This is a genomic window from Streptococcus sp. SG2 (genome assembly GCF_030439925.1).
In the GTDB taxonomy this organism is placed as follows: Bacteria; Bacillota; Bacilli; order Lactobacillales; family Streptococcaceae; genus Streptococcus; species Streptococcus gordonii.
Genome location: NZ_JAQFJD010000002.1, coordinates 286,912 through 310,318, shown reverse-complemented (window position 1 = coordinate 310,318; position 23,407 = coordinate 286,912). Strand labels below are relative to the sequence as shown.

The window sequence follows — 23,407 nt, the reverse complement described above, 5'->3', positions numbered from 1 at the left end:
CAATTAAAAAGCGAGTTCGAAAACCCACTTTTTACTCTTTAATGATAGAGACTGTCTCCATTCGTCGCAATGACTTCTTTGTACCAATCAAAAGATTTTTTCTTGTAACGGGCTAGACTTCCGCTACCATCATCGTTGCGGTCAACGTAGATAAAGCCGTAACGTTTGCTTAGTTCTGCCGTACTGGCTGAGACCAGGTCAATACAGCCCCAAGTCGTGTAACCTAGCAGTTCTACGCCATCTTCCAGCGCTTCTCCCACCTGCTGCAAATGCTGTTTAAGATAATCAATACGGTAGTCATCTTCAACCGTTGGGCCATTTGGACCATCCACCAAGACATCCTTGGCACCGAGACCATTTTCCACGATAAAGAGAGGCAACTGATAGCGATCATAAAAGCTATTTAGCACCAAGCGCAGGCCGACTGGGTCAATCTGCCAGCCCCATTCTGAGCTAGCCAGATGAGGATTTAGGATGCCACCTAGAAGATTGCCTCGGCCAGAAGAATAATTTTCCGGATCATGAGCCGCAACCACACTCATATAGTAAGAGAAGGAAATAAAGTCTACAGTATTTTCAGCCAAAAGTTCTTTGTCACCTGGCGCAAACTGAATCTCAATCTCATTTTCCTTGAAGAAACGATTGATATAGGCTGGATATTTTCCACGCGCATGGATATCAGAGAAGAGGTAGTTTTGATTTTCAAATTCCCGTGCTGCCAGCACATCTTCAGGCTTAGGTGTCATAGGATAGGTCGGCATAGCCAGGACCATACACCCAATCTTAAAATCAGGATTGATCTCATGACCGATCTTCGTTGCCAAGGCAGAAGCCACTAGCTCATGATGGACCGCTTGATAGAGGTCCTGCTTGGATAGTTCTTCAGCTGGCGTGGCAATGCCTCCGCTCATAAAGGGTGCATGGAGAACAGAGTTGATTTCATTAAAGGTCAGCCAATACTTGACCTTGTCCTTATAGCGGGTAAAAACCGTGCGAACATAGCGCTCGTAGAAGCTGATCAAATCGCGGTTGGCCCAACCATTGTACTGACGCGCTAAATGCAGGGGCGTTTCATAGTGAGACAGGGTAATCAGAGGTTCAATTCCATATTTAGCCAACTCATCAAAGAGATTGTCATAAAATTGCAGACCAGCTTCATTGGGCTCCAGCTCGTCCCCATTTGGGAAAATCCGAGACCAGGCAATAGAAGTCCGGTAGACCTTGAAGCCCATCTCCGCAAAGAGGGCAACGTCCTCCTTATAACGGTGGTAGAAATCAATTCCTTCCAGCTTGAGATTATCTGGCGTTGGCCCCTCGGTAATCAAAGGATTGCGATCACCCGGCTTGGCTGGCAGTCCGCCTTTTGGAGTCACATCCTGAACAGACAGGCCTTTTCCATCTAGATTATAGGCGCCCTCATATTGATTTGCCGCCGTTGCACCGCCCCAGAGGAAATTTTTAGGAGATTTTGCCATTGCATTTCTCGCTTTCGTTTTTTCTTTGATTATATTATAATCTTAGATGAAAATGTTTTCTTGCACAATTCTCTTATATATTGATACTATTCTACTACAAGGAGCAGGAAATGCTAGATCTTGGACAGCTTCATAAAAATACAATTTATAAAAATCAAGGGACCCCCTATTCACTGACCCGGACTATTACAAAAAATGGGCAGCCTGACATCCTCTTTCATTGGCATACGGACGTTGAAATCATCTATGTCCATGAGGGGACTGCTAAGTTTCATATTGACCAGGAATATTTCAACAGCAAGGCGGGAGATATCATCCTGATCCGCCCCAATGCTCTTCACTCCATTCATCATATCGAAAATCAAAAACATTACATGGATGCCTTAAACTTCCAACTGGACTTAATGGGCTACTCTGCAATGGATCAGGCTAGTATCGATTACCTGCAACCCCTCTACAAGGGAGAGCTAGACTTTGTTCACGTGATCGAACCCCATCACAAGGGCTATCAAGCCATCCGTTCCTGTCTGATTGAGACCATGGAAACTGGCTATCATCGCAAGGACTACTTTGAATTTCAGATAAAGGCTCAGCTCAACCAGCTCTTTTATCTGCTTTTTGAAAATGGTTATGTTGTCTCCAAAACGCAATCCTTGGAAGGCTACCGAAAAGAAGAGAAGATCAGAAATATTATTGATTACATCAGTCTTCATTATCAAGAGGAGTTGACAATTGATCATCTGGCTAATATTTGCGGCTACAGCGCTACTCATTTTATGAACTTTTTCAAAAAGCATATCGGTGTCTCCTGCATGGAGTTCCTCATTCAGTTTCGCTTGAGAAAGGCGACCGAGCTTCTGCAACATTCAAATCTTTCAATCCTTGAAATCGCGAATCAATCTGGCTTCAACAACCTATCTAACTTCAATCGTCAGTTCAAAAAATACTATCTAATGACTCCCAGACAGTACCGAAAGAAATGACATTTATTGAAACACATAAAAAACAGCTTCGACGATATCCGAGGCTGTTTTATTTGTCAAAAATATTGAAAATTATCTTTTTTATCTTGCTTGTCTTTTTATCCAAGTCATTTAAATCAGCAAGGCCAGAATGATATTCACAAGTCCCAACACTAGCAAACTCCGCAAAAGCAAATGTCCTAACTTCTCTTTAAAGAAATTGCGTCGAAGAAAAAGGCCAAAAATCAGCAAAACTGTGGCTGCTAAAGCCAGAATCAACCAAATCACCAAAAGCAACCAAAAGAAAATGAATTGATATAAGAACATGATTCCTCCTAATTATCTAGTAAGCATGACCAGTAATGAGAGCATAGATAATTCCAAAAACAAAGTATAAAGCAAGCCCCATGCCAAACAAGAGCCATAGACGTCCCAAGAACTTCAAATAGAGAGACTTACCCGCTTGACCAAAGAAAATTACCAAAAGAGCCGGCAGACTAAGGATTGATAGTATATAAAACACAGGAACAAAGAAACCTACTAGCAACAAACCACTCCCAATACCTTCCATCTCTAAGCTCCTTTCTTGTTCATTATAGCAAACGACATCTGTCTCACCAAATAAAAACCAGAAAAGCTATGCTCTTCTGGCTGAAGTGACTGACGAGAACAAACTTAATCCCAATTTAAGGCAACATGTTCATTCATTTCTCGGTAGGCTATATCGACCCGTTCTTTGGTAGCTTCATCCAGCCTATCCCGATATTTTCCACCTTCTATAAAGTCTTCCAGAATCAAGGTTTGGTAACTATAAAGCAGATAGCCTTCAGCAGAAAAACCTCCTTTTTCTACACGGCTAACCCAGGTCGGATGAGCCTGAGCACTCTTGATTCGGGTACCTTTGAGCGTCTTTTCAAGAGTCAGATCCATCAGAACCCCTCGCTCGGTCCACTGAGCATTTTCAACTCCTTCCATGGTCTCAATCCGTTGATTAGAGATAAAATTTCCCATAGAGTAGATGATTAGTTTTTTCTGGCCGTTCTTTTCCAGAGTTTCAGATGGTTGTGTCACATGTGGGTGTCCACCAAAGATGATGTCGGCACCCCAATCCACCATTTTGTGGTAGAGGGTTACCTGCTCTTCTGTCGGTTGTAGCTGATACTCTACTCCCATTTGAGGCATGACAACCGTAATGTCGGCTTCTTTCTCAGCACGTTCGATTTCTGATTTCATTTTCTCCTCATCAAGATTTGATAAATGCTGGTCATATTCATCTTGACTGAGATTTCCTTCCATTCCATTAAATCCGTAGGAATAGGCTAAGATAGCTATTTTAATCCCATTTACTTCTTTAATAGTCAAAGGCGCTTGAGCACGTGGTTCATGGGTGTAGACACCAACCGGTGTAATACCTTGGTCTTCAAAAGCCTTAGCAGTTGAAAACAGACCAGATAATTGAGAATCTAAAATATGATTATGAGCCAAGTCAAGCACATGATAGCCCGCATCTTTAATAGCTCCTACTACTGACTCAGGCGCATTAAACAGCGGATAGCCTGCTAAAGGTAGGTCAGGACTAATGGTCCCTTCAAAATCTCCAATCGTAAGGTCTGCTTGATGGAGCCATTCTTTAGCATACTGAAAATTCTCTGAGAAATCATAGCTACCATCTTCTCGTCGAGCGCTCATATATAGGGCATCATGGTAAAGCAAATCACCATTTGCCATGATACGAGCCGTTTGAACCTGTTTGTTTGCTACAGTCTTCGGCCTATCTGAACTTTTATTTTCTATACTTGCCTGCCTCGTCTGCTTTCTTGCATCTATTTCCTTTTGGAAAAATAAAATGAGACTAGCCGAAAGAATAATCAGACTAAACAAAGCAAAAACAAACCATTTCTTTTGGGCTTCAGCTTTTCTTCTATCCGAACGTTTCATCCTTTTCGCCTCCTACCATATCTATTTTACCATAAAATAGATGTTCCAGTCATCCTCTAGAAAAACATTGTCATCATTTAAACCTCTGAATATTAAGACCTTTTAAAATTTAAAAAGAGCAGGTGACATCCACATCCTGCTCTTTTCATACGGTTTTTAGTTTAATTCAAACAGAGTATCACCTAGGTCAACTCCCCCTTCGGCCAAAACCTTCAGGTCTCTGAAGCGACTCATATTGGTGACAATAATTGGAGTTGTCACAGGGTAACCAGCTTCTTTAATTGCATCGATGTCAAAGCTGAGTAAAAGTTGGCCTTTTTTGACCTTAGAGCCTTGGACAACATGGGCTGTGAAGCCTTTCCCGTCAAGAGCTACCGTATCCATTCCCACATGGATAAGGAGTTCTGCTCCATCATCAGTAGCTAAACCGATAGCATGGTTGGTAGGGAAGAGCAGGCGAATGACTCCATCAGCAGGGGCCACTACTTCACCCACACTTGGCTCAATGGCAACTCCTTTGCCTATAGCTCCGCTGGCAAAGACTGCGTCTGGAGTATCCTCAAGAGCGATTATTTCGCCAGCTAATGGACTTGTTACAACTTGCTCAGTAGCTCCTTCAGAGACTCGTTCTTTTTCAAGATCTAAGGACTTGGTAGCATCTTTTTCTGACGGAGCACCGAAAAGATTTGGAATCTTGACCAGCTGAGTCAGGCCAAAACCTAATACAAAGTTTGCCACAATGGCAATTAGGAAGTGAATCAAGGTCATACTGTTGCCAGCTTCAATAAAGGATGGAATGGCAAAGAGCCCCATACCTCCCATAACCTGCATTTTGACATTAAAGAAAGCTAGATATGCACCAGTCAACGCTCCAGAAATACAGGTCATAATAAATGGCAAGCGCATAGGGAGTGTGATCCCATAAATAGCTGGCTCCGTTACACCAAAGAGAGCTGAGATGAAAGCTGGAATCGAAAGCTGACGAACCTTCTCTTCCTTGGTTCGCATCATGATGTTAATAAGAGCACCTGCTTGTGCAAAACAGATAGCAATAGAGGCAACAAGAATGACACCTGGACCTTTTTGCAGTTCCAGGATTGCTAGTGGCACCAAGCCCCAGTGAAGACCAAACATGACTAGAACCTGCCAAGCAGCCCCTAGAACGATACCATATAGCACCGGACTAAAATCATAGATACCTGTAAAGAGAGCACCTACTAAATCAGATGCCCAACTCATGACCGGACCGATAACCAGAAAGGCCAGTGGCACTGTAATCAAAAGAGTAAAGAATGGTACGATAAAGACTTTGACAACATCTGGAATGATTTTTTTAAAGCCTTTTTCAATCTTGGCTCCAGCCCAAACAGCTGCAATCACTGGAAGGACCGTTGACAAATAGCTCGATGCTGGAAAGATAATTGGAAGACCGAAGAAAGTCGAAAAAATCGGAGACTCAATCGGTGTACCAGCAAATAGTGTATAAAGCGGTTTTTCCGCCGTAAAGCTAGCTGCGATATTTGGATAAACCAAAGCAAAGCCGATAGCCAAAGCCGTGAACTGATTCATCTTGAAACGTTTAGCAGCTGTAATAGCCAAAATCAACGGAAGGAATTGGAAAAGACCATCTCCTGCTGCATTGAGAACAACATAAGCACCATCTGTTTTGGCAACGCCTAAGGCTGCCATAATAGCTACCACACCTTTGATCATACCTGCTGCAGACAAGGTACCGAGCATCGGCTGGAAGAGGCCAGATACGAGAGCAATGAAGCGGTCAAATAGATTTCCTTCTACAGCATCATCATCTGCATCAACACTGCCCTCACCAGAAATACCTGCAACCTTAAGCACCGTTTCATAAACATCTGGTACATGATTGCCAATAACAACTTGGTATTGACCACCGGCCTTGACAACCGTTACAACCCCATCTCTCTTCATCAGATAGTCTGTGTCCGCCTTTGATTCATCCTTTAGAGAAAAACGCAAGCGTGTCACGCAGTGTACCAGTTTGGTAATATTGTCCTTGCCCCCAACGTGGGCAACAATGTCCTTAGCTAATTCTGTGTAGTCTTTAGCCATTTGGGATCCTCCTATTCTATTTTGATCACGCTAGGCCTGTTCAAGCTCCTGAAAAAAAGAAGAAACCTAGACGAATACCAAATGAGAAGATAGAACAGAGTCCTAACTCATTATTTGTATTCATCTAGGTTTTGCCTGCGTGATCAGTAACAATCCTTATATCTAGTATAGCATATGATTTTAAAATTGCAAGCGTTTTCTAAAAAATATTTAATATTTTTAGAAAGTATTTTAAAAAAAGAGACTGAAAGCAGATGCAGCCTCTATTTTCTTCTCAAAATCAATCTTTTATATTGACATTCACTGTCAAAACCTGTCCATCTCGAACGACCTGCTTGCCAGCAATGTAGACATCCTGAACATCGCTTCCCTTGACAGCATACACAAGATGCGACAGCATATTTTCCAAAGGATAAAGGTGAATCCGCCCCTTTGGTTGAATAGCAATGAAATCGGCTTGCTTGCCCACTTCCAGACTACCAATTTTGTCCTCCAAGCCCAGCGCTTTAGCACCCTCAATCGTCAGTGCTTTCAAGGCTTGCTCAATCGTAAACTGACTTGCATCACCTACCCGCATCTTTTGAAGTAGAGCAGCGGTCCGACCTTCTTCAAACATATCCAGATTATTGTTAGAAGCGACAGAATCTGTTGCGAGGCCAACAGTCACACCAGCAGCTAGTAAGTTGGTCACCGGAGCCACACCAGAAGCCAGCTTGAGGTTGCTGATAGGATTGTGGGCGATGCTGACTGGTGAATTCGCTAAATCCGCAATCTCTGACGAATTCAGCTCAACTCCATGAGCAAAAATAGCTGATTGCTCCAAGTAGCCCAAACCTTTCAAGAAAGCCAGAGGCCGTTTACCGTAGCGTTCTAGGATAATTTTGTTTTCATTTGGGGTCTCTGCTACATGGATATGAAGCTTCAAATCCAACTCACGCGCTAAATCTACACTGCCTCTTAGCAAATCTTCATCACAAGCATAGGGGGAATGAGGGGCCACCATGACCTGAAAATTTTTGTCATCATAGGAGAGAATCTCCTCGATAATAGCCCGCGTACGAATCAGGGTCTCTTCTGCTGTTTCCGCTGGCGAAGTAAAGAGGGTTGGAGAGAAGTAACAGCGCATCCCCGACTGACGGACGGCTTGATAAACTTGCTTAATATCTACCCCATGAGGATTATACATATCATTAAATGTTGTTGTCCCTGATAGCAACATCTCAGCCAGAGCAAATTGAACCGCTTTAGTAGTCACTTCTGCTGTAAACTGGCTCTCTGCTGGCCAGATATAATCCTCCAACCATTCATGCAGATTGCTATCATCACGAATCCCACGTAGCAAAGTCATGGCTGAGTGAGTATGGCAGTTGACCAAACCTGGCATAATCCAAGCTCCTTCATAGTCCACTGTTTCACTACATCTCGCTAGCCAAGCTTGGTCATGGGGGCCGCAGTAGGCAATGCGGTCGTCCTCCACCACAAGCAGGCCTTCCTGATAAACATGAAATTCGCTATCACAGGTCACCAGATTGACATTTATATAGGCTTTCATCCGATATATCCTCACTTTCTAAATACTTGCACTCAGGAGATTTTAGCTATTATAACAAGCCTTATAAAATAGTTCAAGGGCTTCTGGTAGTTTAGTCAAAACTAAGATAAGCAGGGTCCGGTGTAATATATAATAATTGGCCTTTATAAAATACGAGGAAGACCTCATTCTTCTTGTAACTATATAAGACGTAGCTGTTAGCAGATTCATCTCCCCCAGCCAGTCCAACTCCGACTGCAACATCCGCTACTGCAGCACCAAAGGCGCTCAGTTGCTCTTTTGTAAGATGCTGGTCTAAATATAATGATTTTAAGTTTTTAATTTCTTGGTTTCTAAAGTTTCCAGTGAGGTATTTTGGATCCCTTATCACTGCCTCAGGTTCCCCCAGTGCTTCTTTGACTGTTTCCTCAGTATAGCCTTCATAACTAGGCACTTGAGCTTTAATTTGCCCGTCAGAAGAGTTATAAGATACACTTCCATGTCCTTTTGCATAGATTTTATCTTTTGGAGCTAACTGGTCTCCTTCGTCCGAAGCTTCCCTTTTTTCTGAGAATCCAGAATTATCCTTCTCTCCACTTTCCTTACTTGACGACTGGGTCTCTTTACTAGTTTTCTCTTCTTTACTAGTTGACTTAGTCTTTTCTTCTGATTTTGAGCTTGAACTTTCTTCAGTTGGTTTATTCGAATTAGCCTGCCCTTTACCATTAGATTTACAAGCAGTTAGAGTGACAATCGTTAAAATAGTAAGTAAAATCGCCGAAAATCTTTTTAATTTCATCTTTCACTCCTCATTTTTATTACGATCATTATCCCTTATCTAAAAACTTTTGTCAACGCTCAGAAAAAAAGGCCTAACGGCCTTTTATTTCATGTGTTGAAGCAGATAAGCATAACCTTCTGCTTCCATTTTTTCTTTTGGAATAAATCGCAGAGCTGCGGAGTTGATGCAGTAGCGAAGACCGCCTGCTGCTTCTGGACCGTCTGTGAAGACATGTCCCAGATGGGCGTTTCCAGAACGGCTGCGCACTTCGATACGCTCCATGCCATGACTCTTGTCTTCATAGTATTTTAGAACATCTCTGGCAATCGGCCGGCTAAAGCTAGGCCAGCCGCAACCAGACTCAAACTTGTCACCAGCAAAAAAGAGGGGCTCACCAGTCGTCACATCTACATAAATTCCTTCTTCAAAAGTGGCATTGTAGGCATTATGGAAAGGGCGCTCTGTCGCACTGTTCTGGGTCACCTGGTACTGCTCTTCTGACAGCTGCTCTTTTAGTTCCGCATCTGTAGGTCTCTCATATTGGCCAGGATCGACCAAGGGCTGATAGGCGTCATTGACATTGATATGACAGTAGCCACCGGGATTTTTCTTGAGATAATCCTGATGGTAGTCTTCGGCTAGGACATAGTGGCGCAAAGGTTCCAACTCAACAGCAATCTTTTGTCCCAACTGCTTTTCCTGCTCAGCAAAGACCTGTTCAATGACCGCCTTATCGGCTTGATTGGTATAGTAAACACCTGTCCGATACTGGCGTCCTACATCATTTCCCTGCTTATTGACCGACAGAGGATCAATAACTCGGAAATAATAAAGCAGGATTTCCCTCAGGCTGACCCGCTTTTCATCATAGATTAGATGAACCGTCTCTGCATGGTCCGTTTGATGAATCAGCTGGTAGTTGGTTGATTCCACCTGTCCATTGGCGTAGCCCACTGTCGTTTTCTTAACACCTTCAATGCGGGAGAAATACTCTTCCAAGCCCCAGAAGCACCCGCCTGCTAGATAAATTTCAGCCATAAAAACACCTCATTTCTTTGCGTCTATTTTCTCATAAAAGGAGTCGAAATTATAGCAATTTGATTAGAACTTTCTTCAAAATAATATGAAAAAGCTAGGTTTCAATACTTCTCAACCCAGCCATATTCTTCATTTCAAATCACAATAACGCTTGTATAGAAGATTATTCCTCTATATACTTCAATTTCCCACGGAAATCTTCTAGGTTTTCATAGCCTTTTTCTTCCATAATAGTCTTGAGTTCTGCGGTGATGCGCTCGAAGGCTACCACTCCTTCTTTATGAAGGGTTGTTCCGACCTGCACCATACTGGCTCCACAGAGGATATGCTCAAAAGCATCCCGCCCTGTCAAGACACCACCAGTTCCGATGATTTGGATTTCTGGTTTCAGGCGTTGGTAAAAAGCATGGACATTGGCCAGAGCGGTCGGCTTGATGTACTGACCACCGATACCTCCAAAGCCATTTTTCGGACGAATGACTACTGACTCATCTTCTATATAAAGGCCGTTTCCGATCGAGTTTACACAATTGACAAACTTGAGCGGATATTTGTTAAAAATCGCAGCGGCCTGGTCAAAATGCACAATATCAAAATAAGGAGGCAGCTTAATGCCTAGGGGCTTTTTGAAATAAACAAAAACCTCTGACAAAATTTTTTCCGTCGTTTCAAAGTCATAGGCAATCTGCGGCTTGCCAGGGACATTAGGGCAGGAGAGATTGAGCTCAGTAATCCCTTTAAAGTCGCTTGCCTGCACTTTTTTGAGAATGGTGTGGGTTTCTTCTGGTGACATACCGACTAAAGAGAGGAAGAAAGTGCGATTTGGTTCACTTTCCTGGAGTTCCAGCAGGTAGTCAAGATAGTAGTCTAAACCATTGTTAGGCAGGCCCATGGAGTTGATAGAGCCCAGCGGAACATCCTGATAGCGCGGTTCTGGATTTCCCTGACGAAATTCCAGCGTCGCTGTCTTGGTCACAAAGGTCCCCGCAGCAGAATCTTTGACTTCCGCCAGTTCCTCTTTTGTCATACAGGCAACTCCAGCTGCATTCATCAGGCAATTATCAAATGCAAAACCAGCAATCTGTGTCGATGTCGAAACCATAGTAAAACGCTCCTTTTTCTTCTGAAGTCTAAAGCTTCTTTCTCTTTTTCCTCATTATATCACCAAACTCCGCTTTTTCGTTTTTTAAACTGGAATTTTCTAACAAACGTTCGGGAATCTATCCGAAAGATATTTTTGCAAATTTTCAGAAAATTCAACTTTTTTCTTTACACCCCCAAAAAATTCTGCTATAATGGCTCATGTAATAAAATATAACAACAAAAAGGAGAACGATATGACATCTGCTAAAGAATATATCCAAAGCGTGTTTGCAACTGTGAAAGCTCGTAACGGGCATGAGGCTGAATTTCTCCAGGCGGTTGAGGAATTCTTCAGCACTTTGGAGCCTGTTTTTGAAAAACACCCTGAGTATATCGAAGAAAACATCTTGGCACGTATCACTGAGCCTGAGCGCGTGATTTCTTTCCGTGTTCCTTGGGTTGACCGTGAAGGCAAAGTACAAGTCAACCGTGGTTACCGTGTTCAATTTAACTCAGCTGTTGGACCATATAAAGGTGGACTTCGTTTCCACCCAACTGTAAACCAAGGAATCTTAAAATTCCTCGGATTCGAGCAAATCTTTAAAAATGTCTTGACTGGACTTCCAATCGGCGGAGGTAAAGGTGGATCAGACTTCGATCCTAAAGGTAAAACTGATGCTGAAGTGATGCGCTTCTGCCAAAGCTTCATGACTGAATTGCAAAAACACATCGGACCATCACTTGACGTCCCAGCCGGCGATATCGGTGTTGGTGGACGTGAGATTGGTTACCTTTACGGACAATACAAACGCCTTAACCAATTTGATGCGGGTGTCTTGACTGGTAAACCTCTTGGATTCGGTGGTAGCTTGATCCGTCCAGAAGCAACTGGTTATGGTTTGGTTTACTATACTGAAGAAATGCTCAAAGCTAACGGTAACAGCTTTGCTGGTAAGAAAGTGGTTATTTCAGGTTCTGGTAACGTAGCTCAATACGCTCTTCAAAAAGCAACTGAACTCGGTGCTACTGTCATCTCTGTATCTGACTCAAATGGTTATGTTATCGATGAAAACGGTATTGACTTCGATCTTTTGGTTGACGTCAAAGAAAAACGCCGCGCTCGCTTGACTGAGTATGCAGCTGAGAAAGCAACTGCTACTTACCATGAAGGTTCTGTCTGGACTTACGCTGGGAACTACGACATCGCTCTTCCATGTGCGACTCAAAACGAAATCAACGGTGAAGCAGCTAAACGCTTAGTTGCTCAAGGTATTATCTGTGTATCTGAAGGTGCCAACATGCCTAGTGACCTTGATGCGATTAAAGTCTACAAAGAAAACGGAATCCTTTACGGACCTGCCAAAGCTGCCAATGCTGGTGGTGTAGCTGTATCTGCCCTTGAAATGAGCCAAAACAGTCTTCGTCTCTCATGGACCCGTGAAGAAGTTGATGGACGTCTCAAAGACATCATGACAAACATCTTCAACACAGCTAAAACAACTGCTGGAACATACGGACTTGGTACTGACTACCTTGCAGGAGCAAATATCGCTGCCTTCGAAAACGTAGCTAATGCTATGATTGCCCAAGGTATTGTTTAATTAGTCGATACATCCTATCGGAGGACTATCATGAACTTACGGCCAATAGAAATGAGAGACAATCCAGCTGTAGCGCAGCTCATTCGAGCTAGCTTAGAGGAATTTGGGCTTGACAAACCTGGAACTGTCTACTTTGATTCTCATCTAGATCATTTGGCCGACTATTATCAACATCAAGAGAGGGCAGCTTACTTTGTTCTGGAAGATGAAGGACAGCTCGTTGGATGTGGTGGCTTTGCACCTGTGTCCGATAAGATTGCTGAATTACAAAAACTGTATGTCACTAAAAATAGTCGTGGCAAAGGTTATTCCAGTCGGCTGATAAAGCTGATATTCCAGGAAGCTTGCCTAGCAGGTTATGAACAGCTTTATCTAGAAACCGCTACTGAACTAGCTACGGCCGTAGCCATCTATCGGCACTATGGTTTTACAGCACTACAACAACCACTTTCTAACGCTGCCGGCCACCCAGCTATGAATATCTGGATGATAAAATCCCTCTTATCAGATGAATAAATGTCAGTATACTCTGGCCGTCTCAAGGACATCATGACCAAGATCCTCAACGCAGCTAAAACTTACAGACTTAGCAAAGACTACCTTGCAGGAGAAAATATCGCTGCCTTCGAAGAAAATGTAGCCAACGCTATGATTACCCAAGGTATTGTTTAAGCACAATTAAACTAGAATAAATCCGACTGCTTATAAAAGCAGTCGGATTTTTATATATCTAATTTTTCAAAAAATGTGCCTGCAGACTGCTTTTCTTTTAGCTTCTCCAGCAGCTCATTTTCCAGAAAAGGACTCAGGTCGTCAAAATCTTGACAAACCTTAAAGACAGTTTCTCTATCCATCTGACCATAAGCTAGTTCGTAATAGTCCTTATTATGATGCCAGTTCTGGTCATAGTTGTCATCTGTTCGCTGATAGTAAACGATATTCTGCTTCGGAGTCAGGTAAAGCTTCTGTGTGAGAATGCTTTTCTGATCTTTGGATAGTTTGCTACGACTGAAAATCTTGACACCTTGAAAAACCTTACGCTCATGGATACCTTGATTTGTGACTTTCAATTCGACCCTTTTATAGTGCATATAATCACCTCCAGAAATTACCTACATTATATCAAGTTCTGACAGATTATCAAGCAAAAGTGTTATTGCCAAAAGTCTTTCGTCGCCTCTAAAATCTCTTCTGTCGGTGTTACTGTCGCTTCAATAATGCTCTTGCCAGTATTTTTCAGATAGGCTTGTATCAAATGATAGCCATAAGCATAGCCCGCAGCATAAGGCATACCAACTGGAATTTGACCCTGTATCTCCGCGATTTCATCACCGTAGAGATAAGGGGCCATTTCCGCCATCCCTGTTAGCTGAAGCTGACTTGAGATGATGGGCTTGATCTCTTCTAACTGCTCTGGACTGGTTGAAGTGACCCAAGGTCCAATGAGCTCTTTGCCATAGAGCTCAGCTGCAAAAGACTCTGCCAATCCTTCACTAACTACCCAGTCTGCTAGTGTCGTCTGCTGATTCCATTTGATAAATTGGAAGCGGACATTATGGTTGCACTCGTGAGCTAGCGCTGCTTGTACTCGTGGCAAGGTATAGTCATTTGGTAGCAGACTAAGCATGAGGTAGCCTGGAATTCCGCCATCTCCGCTATAACCCTTATTGAGCTGTAGCATAGGTTTTTCTGGATTGCCCAATAAAATAGTAAAATGATAATCCTCGACCTCTAAATCATAGCCAGCCTGCTCAAAAAGACCGATACTCCTTTTAATGGTATCTTGGCAGTCTTGCCAGAGTTGATCAGAGCTCAGAGCGTCGATAGCCGGTCTATCCTTTTCTGACAGAGTTGCGGGCAACAGATTCATAAAGCCAAGTAGGAATAGAGCATCAAATCCTCCAGGGTACTTTGCTTTTAAAGGAATGTGTTGAGTTTGGTATTTGGTTGCAAAAGGTGCTAATATTTTAGCTCGAAAGCAACCTTCTCTCTTTTCTAAAGGTAGCTCGAGCATCTCTTGATAAACTTTATCTGAACGAATCATATTGATTTGCATAATAATCTCCTTTCTTATCTTGTATTACTATACACCCTCCTCTAAGGTCAGAGTCAAGAAAAAAGATTTAAAACTTTTATCTCAAATCTTCTTATCATTTATGAAATCAGCTACTTCCACTTGAAGATTTTTGAGAAGATAGGGAATGACCAGCTAGGACCAGCATTGCTTTCACTAGCTTTCTATTGTATAATGGAGAAATACTCTGTGGCGCATTCAGATAAATACGAATCTAATGAGTATGATTTTTACTGCTTTCTAAGCAATTAAAAAGCCACTGAACTAATTCATCTATCAATGAGAGAGCTCTGCTTTCTTACAGCCAAGCTTCAGCAATTTCTTTAACTGTTGGAGCAGACATTCTATCGTAACGAAAGGAATAGCCATGCTTCATCGAATAATTCTTACTTGGAAAAAAACAAATCTTATTAAACGAATTTCACTAGGTATCCTATGCGGGGCTTTATTAGCTGTCCTCTTTCCCCAAGCTTCAGCAATTGGCCTGTTGGGTGAAATTTTCGTTGGCGGTCTAAAAGCAATTGCCCCTCTCTTGGTTTTTGCTCTTGTAGCCAATGCTCTTTCTCAGCAGAAGAAGGGAGAGAAGAGCAATATGAAAACAGTAATTATACTCTATCTGTTGGGAACATTTGCGGCTGCCCTTGTTGCAGTTCTTATTGGCTTTGTCTTTCCGCTTGAAATTGATTTGGCAGACGCTAAACAGTCCCTCTCGCCTCCTGACGGCATCGGACAAGTTCTAAGCAACCTTTTGCTAAAGCTAGTTGACAATCCTCTCAATGCTCTTATTTCAGCCAATTATATTGGCGTTCTCTCTTGGGCTGTAGTTTTTGGGATTGCCATGCGTGAAGCGAGTCATCACAGCAAGGACCTGCTTCGAACCTCAGCAGAAGTTACTTCTAAAATCGTCGAATGGATCATCAACCTCGCTCCCTTCGGGATTTTAGGTCTGGTTTACACTACCATTTCTGGCAAGGGATTTCAGGCTCTACAAAGTTATGGTTTATTGCTCTTAGTCCTAATTGCCACTATGCTGATTGTCGCCCTGATCATCAATCCCCTGATTGTCTTTGCCATGCTTCGAAAAAACCCCTATCCTCTTGTTTGGCGTTGCCTCAGAGTCAGCGGTGTTACAGCATTCTTTACACGTAGTTCTGCAGCTAATATTCCTGTTAACATGAAACTTTGTCGAGACTTAAATCTAAACCCTGAAACTTATTCTGTCTCGATTCCTCTGGGAGCCACCATCAATATGGCTGGTGCTGCGATCACTATTAATACTTTGACCCTTGCTGCTGTTCATACTTTGGGAATCCAAGTAGACTTTGCTACTGCCTTCGTCTTGAGCATCGTTGCGGCTGTCTCTGCCTGCGGTGCATCTGGAGTTGCAGGTGGCTCTCTTCTACTGATTCCTGTTGCTTGTAGCCTCTTTGGTATTTCTAATGATTTAGCTATGCAAGTCGTTAGTGTTGGCTTCGTGATTGGGGTCATTCAAGATTCTTGCGAAACTGCCTTGAACTCCTCTACAGATGTCCTCTTTACTGCTGTTGCAGAAATGAGAAACTGGCCTAAAGAAAATCGCTAATAAAAAATCCCCAAGCTCATCCTATCGACAGGAAAGTTTGGGGTTTTTATTTATTTTTAGTTGATTCATTGAAATGATCGCTATTTTTTTGATTTGGGCTTCATCCACTTATCTTCACCATAAGTTACGGTATAGGAATGCTCATCCCCCTGCTCACCATCAAACACTAAGTCGAAGCTAATCGTCTTCCCAGGAATTAAATCCATCCCTACCTGAGAATGGTCAAAGGTAGAACCATCTAAAATATAAAGATTTCCTTTTTCATCATATAAGTCGAAATTATAGGGATTTAATAATATCCTCCGATTGGAAGTATTCTTAACCCTTACAGACACAACAACAGCAACCCCAGTAGCATCGTCACTCATCTTTTTACTAGTATCCATCTTTGCTGACTGAACAGTGATTTTAGTTCCATTTTGAAAAAAGACAGCATCGCCAAAATAATGATTAGGATGCTCATTTTTATAATCGTAAGCTCGATTTGAACTATCCATCTTACCATTTATCTTCAAACTATCCTCTGAAAGGCTGAAATTAATGAGCAATAAAACAACTGTTACCAAAGATAGAATGATGACCAAGCCAGAACTGATGACACTGGTCCAAAATAATGGCTGTTTATGTAAAGGCTTCTTAATTTGATAGAGATTCCCATCGGCATCAATCATTTCGTGTGGGGGATCATGTTTCATATTTTCTCCTCTGTCTAAAGGACTAGCTTTAGAATATTAATTTGGCAAATCAATGCCTTCCTTTAGTAAAGCTTCATGATAAAGTCTGTAAAAGGAATGGTAAATTTTAGTTTGAGTCCCACTTTGAACCATCATGCTAACACGAAAAACAAACTGGCTATTTTCTTCTAACTGAGGTCCCAAAATATCTGGCTCTTGTAAAATTTCAGGATAATCTTTAAGGGATGCTTGGTTGACTTTCTCAATCACACGAGCAATATTATCTAAATCTGTTTGTGCATTAATCGGAATATCAATCAAAACCCGCATATCTCCGCGCGAAAGATTGCTGACGACCATAATATTGCGATTAGGAATATAGTGAAGCGAGCCATCTGCATCCCGAATCTGAGTTGTTCGAATCCCAACACTAACGACTGTTCCCGCTATATTGATAGGACCATTGGTCAAGCGAACGCTATCGCCCACATCTAGCTGGCGTTCCAAAAGAATAAAGAAGCCATTGACCAGATCCGATAAAAAGCCTTGCGCACCCATCCCAATAGCTACTCCGGCAATCCCTGCACCAGCTAAAAGACTAGAAACTGGCAAACCTAAAATGGATAAAATCCAATAGATCAAAAGAAAATAAAGGGCATAATTAAGAACATTCTCTATCAAGCGACTAATGGTTTTCTGTCTGGCGATGTCAGTACTAGAAAATTTTAAGGATGGGGAGATAATTTTTCTGACAAAGACATGAAGAAGCTTCTTGGCAATGTAAAATAAAATAAATAAAAAGAGCAGAGAAATCAACTTGGAAACAGCATCATCTAAAATAGCCGTCCAATCAAACTGCTTAAAATAACGAGAAAAAATATTGCTTGAAAAAAACATTGCTTACCTCATACAATCCCATTTATCCCAGTACCAGAAGGAATATAATCTATTATAACACAAAGCCCATACTTGAAAAAGGCTGGGACCCTAAGAAAACTCAACAAAAAGCTGGGACAGTCTTTTGACTTGTCCCAACTTTCTTTATTTTTTCTCTCGACGTGCAGCCATAGGCAGAAGCAAGCCTAGACCCAAGAGGGCTATCGGAGTGATAATATTCGTGATGAGAGTGAACCACCACTCGGTTGGATTTGTTGTCATCTTGACTTGTGGAGCCATACCTAGAATACAAGCAAAGGCAGTGAAAGCAAATCCCCAAGCTCCCATAAGAAAACCTAGTCTACGATTTTTCATAAATTTGTATTCAACATTTTTAAATTTGTCCCATTTACGATACAAGAACATATAAGCTACAAATACCCAAAGGAAACACATGGGAGAAACGATAGCATTGAGATTGGTCATCCATACAACCAGACCATCGATTTCCTTCAATCCAAAAAGTGGCAGTACAATGATAATTGCTACTAGTACCCCTGTTAAAAGATAGCCATTAATCAGCATTCCTGACTTGGTACGCTTACGCAACCAGCTTGGAATAAAATCTTTATCTGCGCTACCCAAAAAGATTTGTAGAGGCGCATCGATACAAATGGCTAGTGTAGACGCTTGTCCTATTGCTTGGGTAAGAGCATAGATAGTAACTAAGAAATTGCCTATTCCCCAATGCTTTCCTAAAACAGCAAAAGCTTGGTAGGCGCCATTCCTCATCAAATCGTCTGGGATATGGTTGCTATCAAAAATCATGGCCATGGCAAGAGAGCCTAAAATAGCACAGGCTCCTATCATGACAACCATAGCTATCATACCTTTTGGAAAGCCCTTTGCAGGATTTTTCACTTTATTAACATAAGGAGAGATAGCTTCCGCTCCTCCTACTGAGAAGACTAAGAGTGCAATCGTTGTAAAATAGGAGAAGTCAAATTTTGGAATATAAGTCGATAACTGGTCCATATGTTGAGTGGCCAATTGTAGATCTGGCTTAATCAATGGCACACCAACAGCCATTAGAATAAAGAGAACCGACATGATCAGCATAGCTCCACCGGCTAATGTTCCCAAAAATTTCAAGGCTTTCAAACCCTTGGTCGAAATATACAAAAGGAGTAGGAAAGTTAGTAAAGAAAGGCAGACAATCATTGGCATGGATAGACTTTCCAAAATCCTTCCATTTCCTTGAAAGGCCCATCCTAAAGCAATTAAGATTGTTTGAGGTTTTTGAGCCAAATATGGTATCTGCACAACCCAGTAGGTCCAAGCCGCAAAAAAAGCTAGCTGTTTGGTAGAGGTAAACTTAATCCAGTCACTAACCCCGCCTTCACTATCCTTAAATGTTGAACCTAACTGCCCAACCATTAATGTGTAAGGAATAAAATAGATAATCAGCAAGAGAATCCATGAAGTGATCACGACAATTCCCTGCTGAGCAAAATTATTCACGACATTGCCTAAGCCCCAAACAATATTAAAGGCTATCAAGGCTATCATGAGCCAACTTAACTGCTTAGAATCTTTTTCTTCCATACGATTTCCTCCTTCCAATCGTTAAAAGCTCTTTTGTCTCTCAAATAGAGGCAGCAGTTGGATAACTTGTTAATATATTTCACTGTTATTATAACACTTTAAAAAATAAAATAAAGCGCTTTCATATTTCGTTTCTGTTTCATTTTTTCCATTAAAGAAGAGCATAAAAAGAACAATAAATCATCCGTACCTCCTTTGTTGATCCCTTCTCAACATTTAGAAAAAATAAAAAAATTCCCTAGCTAAGCAGAGAATTCTTATTTTTCCAAACAATTTTTTAAAATAAAAATCGATTGAGGAACATCTGAGAAAACTTGGCTTAAAAATCCCAAATGTTGCTGATCTTTGCTATCTAAAGCTACGGTGTGCTTAACATTTACAGTGCCATCATTATTCTCGATGATCTGATGTCCAAAAAGGATATCTCCAAACGGAGTCGCTGTTTTATCCCAAAATTCCTCAAAGGGCTTGACAAGTGTCAGCTGATATTCCATTGGGGGCATTCCTTCGAGTTCCATCATCCCACAAGAACCTGTCTTAAATCCACCATTTAATGTAATATTTTTTAAATCTTCTTCCCAGTCATACCACTTTTCAATATTTTCATAGTAGAACCATACATCTTCTTTTGCTGCTTTCATGCTTAAACTGAAACTAAATTCCATTACAATAACTCCTTTATAATATGTATACTTATTATAAGTGTATTTATAATGTTTGTCAAATGGTTTTCCACTCTAGCATTAGCATTTCTTCTAAATGAGCTACCTGCTTTGGTTCTTCTTTTCATACTGATAAAATGGAATCAGAACGATGTCTTGGTCGTATGGCTTGATTTTCGCTCTCTTATTTAACCATTTAGGCAATAGTGCGATTCCTTTCCCGTTTTCAACTAAGCTGATAATGTTCTCAAAAGAATCAATTTCTACAACTGATTTTAAATGAGCAAACTTCATTAAGCTTTGTTTTCTAAAAGGACAATTTTCATCTTTATTAACGAATATAGGCATTTCCTCAGTAGCCTTTATGCTACTCGAACAAGCATAAACCGACTTGATATGTCCGATAGTCTCATCATAATGCTTTAAATTTTCAATTTTTTGAAAGCAAAAAATTTTATCAAAGTCTTCCTGACGAGCAATGATTGGTATATCCGAAGTTTTTTGGATATTGATCTCACTTTTATCCAAATCAATTGTTTGTGAATTATTAATATCGTGATTGAATAACAATTCTGAAATTAAGATGGATATTTTTGAGGTTTCACATTTCTTTTTTAATTTCTCTAAATTGTTAGAAGTTTCCTTACAAAATTGATAAAATAAGTCTCCACTTTCTGTCGGAATTAAACCATTATATTTTCTGTAAAATAATTTTGTATCTAATTCAGTTTCAAGCACTTTCAATCTAGCACTGAGATTAGATTGCGCATATTGTAAAATCTTTGAACTTTTGTTTATTGACCTTGTCTCATAGATTGTCACAAAAATGCTCATATCATTAAAATTCATTTAAAACACCCTATCACTTTTTGTGATAATTATATCATTTTTAAGTATTATTCAACATGATATAAATCATTTATACTGTCAATAGTTCATTAGAAAAGGGGTACTGCTATGCAAGCAATGCAATATACTATAAAATTACCATCAGATTATGATATGGATATCATTAGACAACGTGTCCGAAATACAGGTCATTTAATGGATGGATTCGACGATTTGTTTTTCAAAGTTTATTTAATCTCTGAAAAGTCTGAAGGCCAATTATTTAATAGTTACTGTCCGCTATATATTTGGAAAAATACCAACGGAATGACAAAATTCATATTTGATGGTTACTTTGATCATATTTTAAATTCGTTTGGCTGGCAAAATATTGAAATCGGAGTGACTTCATCAGTCGAAATATCTGATCATTTTGACTCAAGTAAATATGCTACATTAGAAGTCATTGATATAGAAGTATCTGAAAGTTTAAAATCCTTTACCATTTACGAGCAAATGAAAACCAACGAAAGTGGCAAAGTCGTTATTTTCAATCCTGATAAATGGAAAAAATGTATCTTTACTTTTTATACCAATAAACCCGATACACAACTACCAACATTTGAAATTTTACACATTTCACAATAAGCACTATGATAAGTAATAGGGAAACGCCTGAGCAAACACTTCTTCAATGCTATTTTGCACAACTTGCTCTTCTGTATAACCTTTACTGTCATCGGCTAAATGAAAAAATCGTTACGACATGTAACGATTTTTTTAGCTATGATATTAACTCAATTCCGCGATAATAGCCTTGAGCTGGTCTTTGGTGTGAACACCTGCGACTTGCTTAACGACTTGACCATCTTTCTTGAAGAGAAGGGTCGGAATGGACATAATGCCAAATTCACGGGCAGTATTTGGATTTTCATCCACATCCATTTTGAGGATTTTCAGTTCGTCCTCATGGACTTCTCCTGCCAACTGCTCCAAGATAGGCGCCTGCATACGACATGGACCGCACCAAGTTGCCCAAAAGTCAATCAGAACCAATCCGTCTTTTGTTTCTTCTGCGAATGTTGCATCTGTAACTGCTGCTACCATAAATTTTCTCCTTTAATAGCTTACTTTTGTTAACATTTTACACCAAAAACAAGAGAAAGAAAAATATTTGCTACGGGTAGACCTTAGTCGCTCAGTGAGAAATGGTTGGTCATGAGATTGCTGGCATCCAAGAGGACCTTCTCCAAGAGCTGGTCTGTCGCTTCTTGCACCATGTCGCTCATGGCTTGATTTTCAGCTTCAAAGTCCACATCCTCGCCCTTGGCCAAAGCACGATCTACTCTACCAATCATTTCATGACCCCAGGCCATAGTCTTTTCCTGATAATCATCCAAGTCTCCAACATGACTGTTAAAATGAGCATCAGCCAGCCCAGCAATCAAGCGATTGGCCCAGTAGAAAGAATCCGTCGAAACCTTGTCCGTCGTGTTGGCAAAGTAGTCTGGCGTTGTTGAAACTTGAGTAAAGAAAGGAACAGCTGTATTGTAAGGCATAGAACCATAACAGATCCACTGGATCCCAGTCGTTTCCTGCGGTTGGTTAGGGCGCAGCTGCAAGATGGCTGTCTGACTGGTCCGATTGATCCCGATAGTCCGAAAGGCCCGTCTGCTATGGTGGTCTCCCTCTGCTCCATAAGGATCATAAGGCGAATCCTGATAGTGACTGCTCAAGACATACTTGACATCTTCGATCGTGATCTTGCGGTAAGGCTTGCGGCACCAAGGAATGAAGAAACTCCTTGGATCTTGCTCCACCTCTGGATTGAGAAAACGCTGGATATCCCAAGCACGCGGTGTATTGTAATGGCGATCCTTGTCCTTCTGGCTGCCAAAAGCATAACGTGGATTGAAGCCCTCATCTGAGTAATTCAGATTGAGGTGGTTTTCCTCGATAAAACTTTTAAGATTTGGATGACAGAGGAAGTGCTCTGGATTGTCAAATTCAAAATAATCACTGCCCAGCTGATTTGGATTGGTCACATAGGCATCGTCCGGCACGCGCCGCGCCATCCAATGGTGACCGCCAATGGTTTCCAGCCACCAGATTTCGTTGACATCTGAGATTGCAATTCCATTGGACTCATAAGTGCCGTATTCCTCTAAGATTTTCCCTAAGCGTAGAACCCCTTCACGAGCCGTTTTGATATAAGGAAGAACCAGCGTAAGGATATCTTCCTCGCTGATACCTGACTCTACCAAAGGATCAGCCCCCAGCACGCGGCTGTTGGTCGTAATTGTTTCCGTCGCGCTGACAGCAACATTGTAGCTGTTAATTCCAGCTGCTCCCCAAATCCCATCTTTGGGAACTGCGTCTGGCACTGCCGTATAGCGGACTGGATTGTCCGGCAAATCCATCTCAAAAGATGTCAAAACTGACTGATAATGACGGGGCTGGTCTTGTGGCTCCACTACGACAAATTTCTTGGGCGTAAAGACCCCATTTTGTGAATCCTCTGTACGAGCCACAATGGTTGAACCGTCGTAACTGGCCTTCTTGCCTACCAAAATAGTCGTGCAGGAATCTGATGCATGCTTTATTCTCATTAT

At 41.3% G+C, this 23,407-nt stretch carries 23 protein-coding genes and 1 pseudogene; 6 read left to right on the top strand and 18 right to left on the bottom strand.

The genetic code is table 11. The annotated features are described in order from the left end of the window. Positions 1-38 precede the first annotated feature (38 nt). On the bottom strand, positions 39-1,475 hold the full coding sequence (locus tag PCY09_RS05375) for a glycoside hydrolase family 1 protein (protein ID WP_125396821.1): 1,437 nt from the start codon (positions 1,473-1,475) through the stop codon (positions 39-41). Positions 1,476-1,585: 110 nt separating this feature from the next. On the opposite strand from PCY09_RS05375, the gene PCY09_RS05370 reads away from it, so the two are divergent. Next, positions 1,586-2,458 carry an AraC family transcriptional regulator gene (locus tag PCY09_RS05370; RefSeq protein WP_301556695.1) on the top strand — a complete coding sequence of 291 codons (873 nt, stop codon included), beginning with the start codon at positions 1,586-1,588 and terminating at the stop codon, positions 2,456-2,458. A 111-nt stretch (positions 2,459-2,569) separates the two neighbouring features. Here PCY09_RS05370 and PCY09_RS05365 read toward each other — a convergent pair whose 3' ends face one another. The 8 genes from PCY09_RS05365 to PCY09_RS05330 form a co-directional block, all read right to left on the bottom strand. Further along, positions 2,570-2,764, bottom strand: a complete 195-nt coding sequence (locus PCY09_RS05365; protein WP_020992817.1) for a hypothetical protein — start codon at positions 2,762-2,764, stop codon at positions 2,570-2,572. 16 nt (positions 2,765-2,780) lie between these two features. Next, positions 2,781-3,008, bottom strand: coding sequence for a hypothetical protein (locus tag PCY09_RS05360; RefSeq protein ID WP_061598569.1), 228 nt, complete (start codon positions 3,006-3,008; stop codon positions 2,781-2,783). 104 nt (positions 3,009-3,112) lie between these two features. Beyond that, positions 3,113-4,375: a CapA family protein gene (locus PCY09_RS05355; RefSeq protein WP_125396820.1), complete on the bottom strand. Its 1,263-nt coding sequence runs from the start codon at positions 4,373-4,375 to the stop codon at positions 3,113-3,115. A 156-nt stretch (positions 4,376-4,531) separates the two neighbouring features. After that, a complete protein-coding gene (locus PCY09_RS05350; protein WP_125396819.1) occupies positions 4,532-6,460 on the bottom strand; it encodes a beta-glucoside-specific PTS transporter subunit IIABC in 1,929 nt (642 codons plus the stop codon). 280 nt (positions 6,461-6,740) lie between these two features. Beyond that, positions 6,741-8,012, bottom strand: coding sequence for a TRZ/ATZ family protein (locus PCY09_RS05345; RefSeq protein ID WP_125396818.1), 1,272 nt, complete (start codon positions 8,010-8,012; stop codon positions 6,741-6,743). Between the two features lie 91 nt (positions 8,013-8,103). Then, positions 8,104-8,790, bottom strand: coding sequence for a DUF4947 domain-containing protein (locus PCY09_RS05340; RefSeq protein ID WP_061601600.1), 687 nt, complete (start codon positions 8,788-8,790; stop codon positions 8,104-8,106). An 84-nt stretch (positions 8,791-8,874) separates the two neighbouring features. Next, a complete protein-coding gene (gene msrB, locus PCY09_RS05335) occupies positions 8,875-9,810 on the bottom strand; it encodes a peptide-methionine (R)-S-oxide reductase MsrB (protein WP_061601601.1) in 936 nt (311 codons plus the stop codon). 163 nt (positions 9,811-9,973) lie between these two features. After that, positions 9,974-10,912, bottom strand: coding sequence for a dihydroorotate oxidase (locus tag PCY09_RS05330; RefSeq protein WP_061601602.1), 939 nt, complete (start codon positions 10,910-10,912; stop codon positions 9,974-9,976). A 235-nt stretch (positions 10,913-11,147) separates the two neighbouring features. Here PCY09_RS05330 and gdhA point away from each other — a divergent pair, with 235 nt between their 5' ends. The 3 genes and pseudogenes from gdhA to PCY09_RS05315 all read left to right on the top strand — a co-directional run. Beyond that, positions 11,148-12,494, top strand: a complete 1,347-nt coding sequence (gene gdhA, locus PCY09_RS05325; RefSeq protein ID WP_061601603.1) for an NADP-specific glutamate dehydrogenase — start codon at positions 11,148-11,150, stop codon at positions 12,492-12,494. Between the two features lie 30 nt (positions 12,495-12,524). Then, entirely contained in the window at positions 12,525-13,010 is a 486-nt protein-coding gene (locus tag PCY09_RS05320; protein ID WP_061601604.1) for a GNAT family N-acetyltransferase, read from the top strand. 15 nt (positions 13,011-13,025) lie between these two features. Next, positions 13,026-13,166, top strand: a pseudogene (locus PCY09_RS05315) (NADP oxidoreductase); the annotation flags it as partial. A 50-nt stretch (positions 13,167-13,216) separates the two neighbouring features. Here PCY09_RS05315 and PCY09_RS05310 read toward each other — a convergent pair. After that, entirely contained in the window at positions 13,217-13,585 is a 369-nt protein-coding gene (locus PCY09_RS05310; protein WP_061601605.1) for an EXLDI protein, read from the bottom strand. A gap of 62 nt (positions 13,586-13,647) precedes the next feature. Next, positions 13,648-14,550 carry a DUF2268 domain-containing protein gene (locus PCY09_RS05305; RefSeq protein ID WP_061601606.1) on the bottom strand — a complete coding sequence of 301 codons (903 nt, stop codon included), beginning with the start codon at positions 14,548-14,550 and terminating at the stop codon, positions 13,648-13,650. A gap of 385 nt (positions 14,551-14,935) precedes the next feature. Between PCY09_RS05305 and sstT the strand changes: the two genes are divergently transcribed. Further along, complete coding sequence (gene sstT, locus PCY09_RS05300) at positions 14,936-16,150, top strand: serine/threonine transporter SstT (protein WP_061601607.1); 1,215 nt, start codon at positions 14,936-14,938, stop codon at positions 16,148-16,150. A gap of 80 nt (positions 16,151-16,230) precedes the next feature. Here sstT and PCY09_RS05295 read toward each other — a convergent pair whose 3' ends face one another. The 5 genes from PCY09_RS05295 to PCY09_RS05275 form a co-directional block, all read right to left on the bottom strand. Then, positions 16,231-16,845: a DUF4352 domain-containing protein gene (locus PCY09_RS05295; RefSeq protein WP_125396817.1), complete on the bottom strand. Its 615-nt coding sequence runs from the start codon at positions 16,843-16,845 to the stop codon at positions 16,231-16,233. Positions 16,846-16,881: 36 nt separating this feature from the next. Beyond that, positions 16,882-17,721 (bottom strand): mechanosensitive ion channel family protein, encoded by an 840-nt coding sequence (locus PCY09_RS05290; protein ID WP_061601609.1) that lies wholly within the window; start codon positions 17,719-17,721, stop codon positions 16,882-16,884. Positions 17,722-17,865: 144 nt separating this feature from the next. Further along, positions 17,866-19,305 carry an APC family permease gene (locus tag PCY09_RS05285; RefSeq protein ID WP_061593013.1) on the bottom strand — a complete coding sequence of 480 codons (1,440 nt, stop codon included), beginning with the start codon at positions 19,303-19,305 and terminating at the stop codon, positions 17,866-17,868. Positions 19,306-19,562: 257 nt separating this feature from the next. Beyond that, on the bottom strand, positions 19,563-19,970 hold the full coding sequence (locus tag PCY09_RS05280) for a hypothetical protein (RefSeq protein WP_061593012.1): 408 nt from the start codon (positions 19,968-19,970) through the stop codon (positions 19,563-19,565). Between the two features lie 99 nt (positions 19,971-20,069). After that, entirely contained in the window at positions 20,070-20,816 is a 747-nt protein-coding gene (locus PCY09_RS05275) for a LysR family transcriptional regulator (protein ID WP_125396816.1), read from the bottom strand. Between the two features lie 108 nt (positions 20,817-20,924). Between PCY09_RS05275 and PCY09_RS05270 the strand changes: the two genes are divergently transcribed. Then, positions 20,925-21,443, top strand: a complete 519-nt coding sequence (locus tag PCY09_RS05270; RefSeq protein WP_185760607.1) for a DUF4865 family protein — start codon at positions 20,925-20,927, stop codon at positions 21,441-21,443. A gap of 144 nt (positions 21,444-21,587) precedes the next feature. On the opposite strand, the gene trxA is transcribed toward PCY09_RS05270, so the two are convergent. Together trxA and PCY09_RS05260 are read right to left on the bottom strand one after the other, a co-directional pair. Then, positions 21,588-21,902 carry a thioredoxin gene (trxA, locus tag PCY09_RS05265; protein WP_002898369.1) on the bottom strand — a complete coding sequence of 105 codons (315 nt, stop codon included), beginning with the start codon at positions 21,900-21,902 and terminating at the stop codon, positions 21,588-21,590. Between the two features lie 83 nt (positions 21,903-21,985). Continuing rightward, the gene (locus tag PCY09_RS05260; RefSeq protein ID WP_125396815.1) at positions 21,986-23,404 is read right to left on the bottom strand and encodes a C69 family dipeptidase; all 1,419 of its coding nucleotides are present in this window, start codon (positions 23,402-23,404) and stop codon (positions 21,986-21,988) included. Between the last annotated feature and the right edge of the window lie 3 nt (positions 23,405-23,407).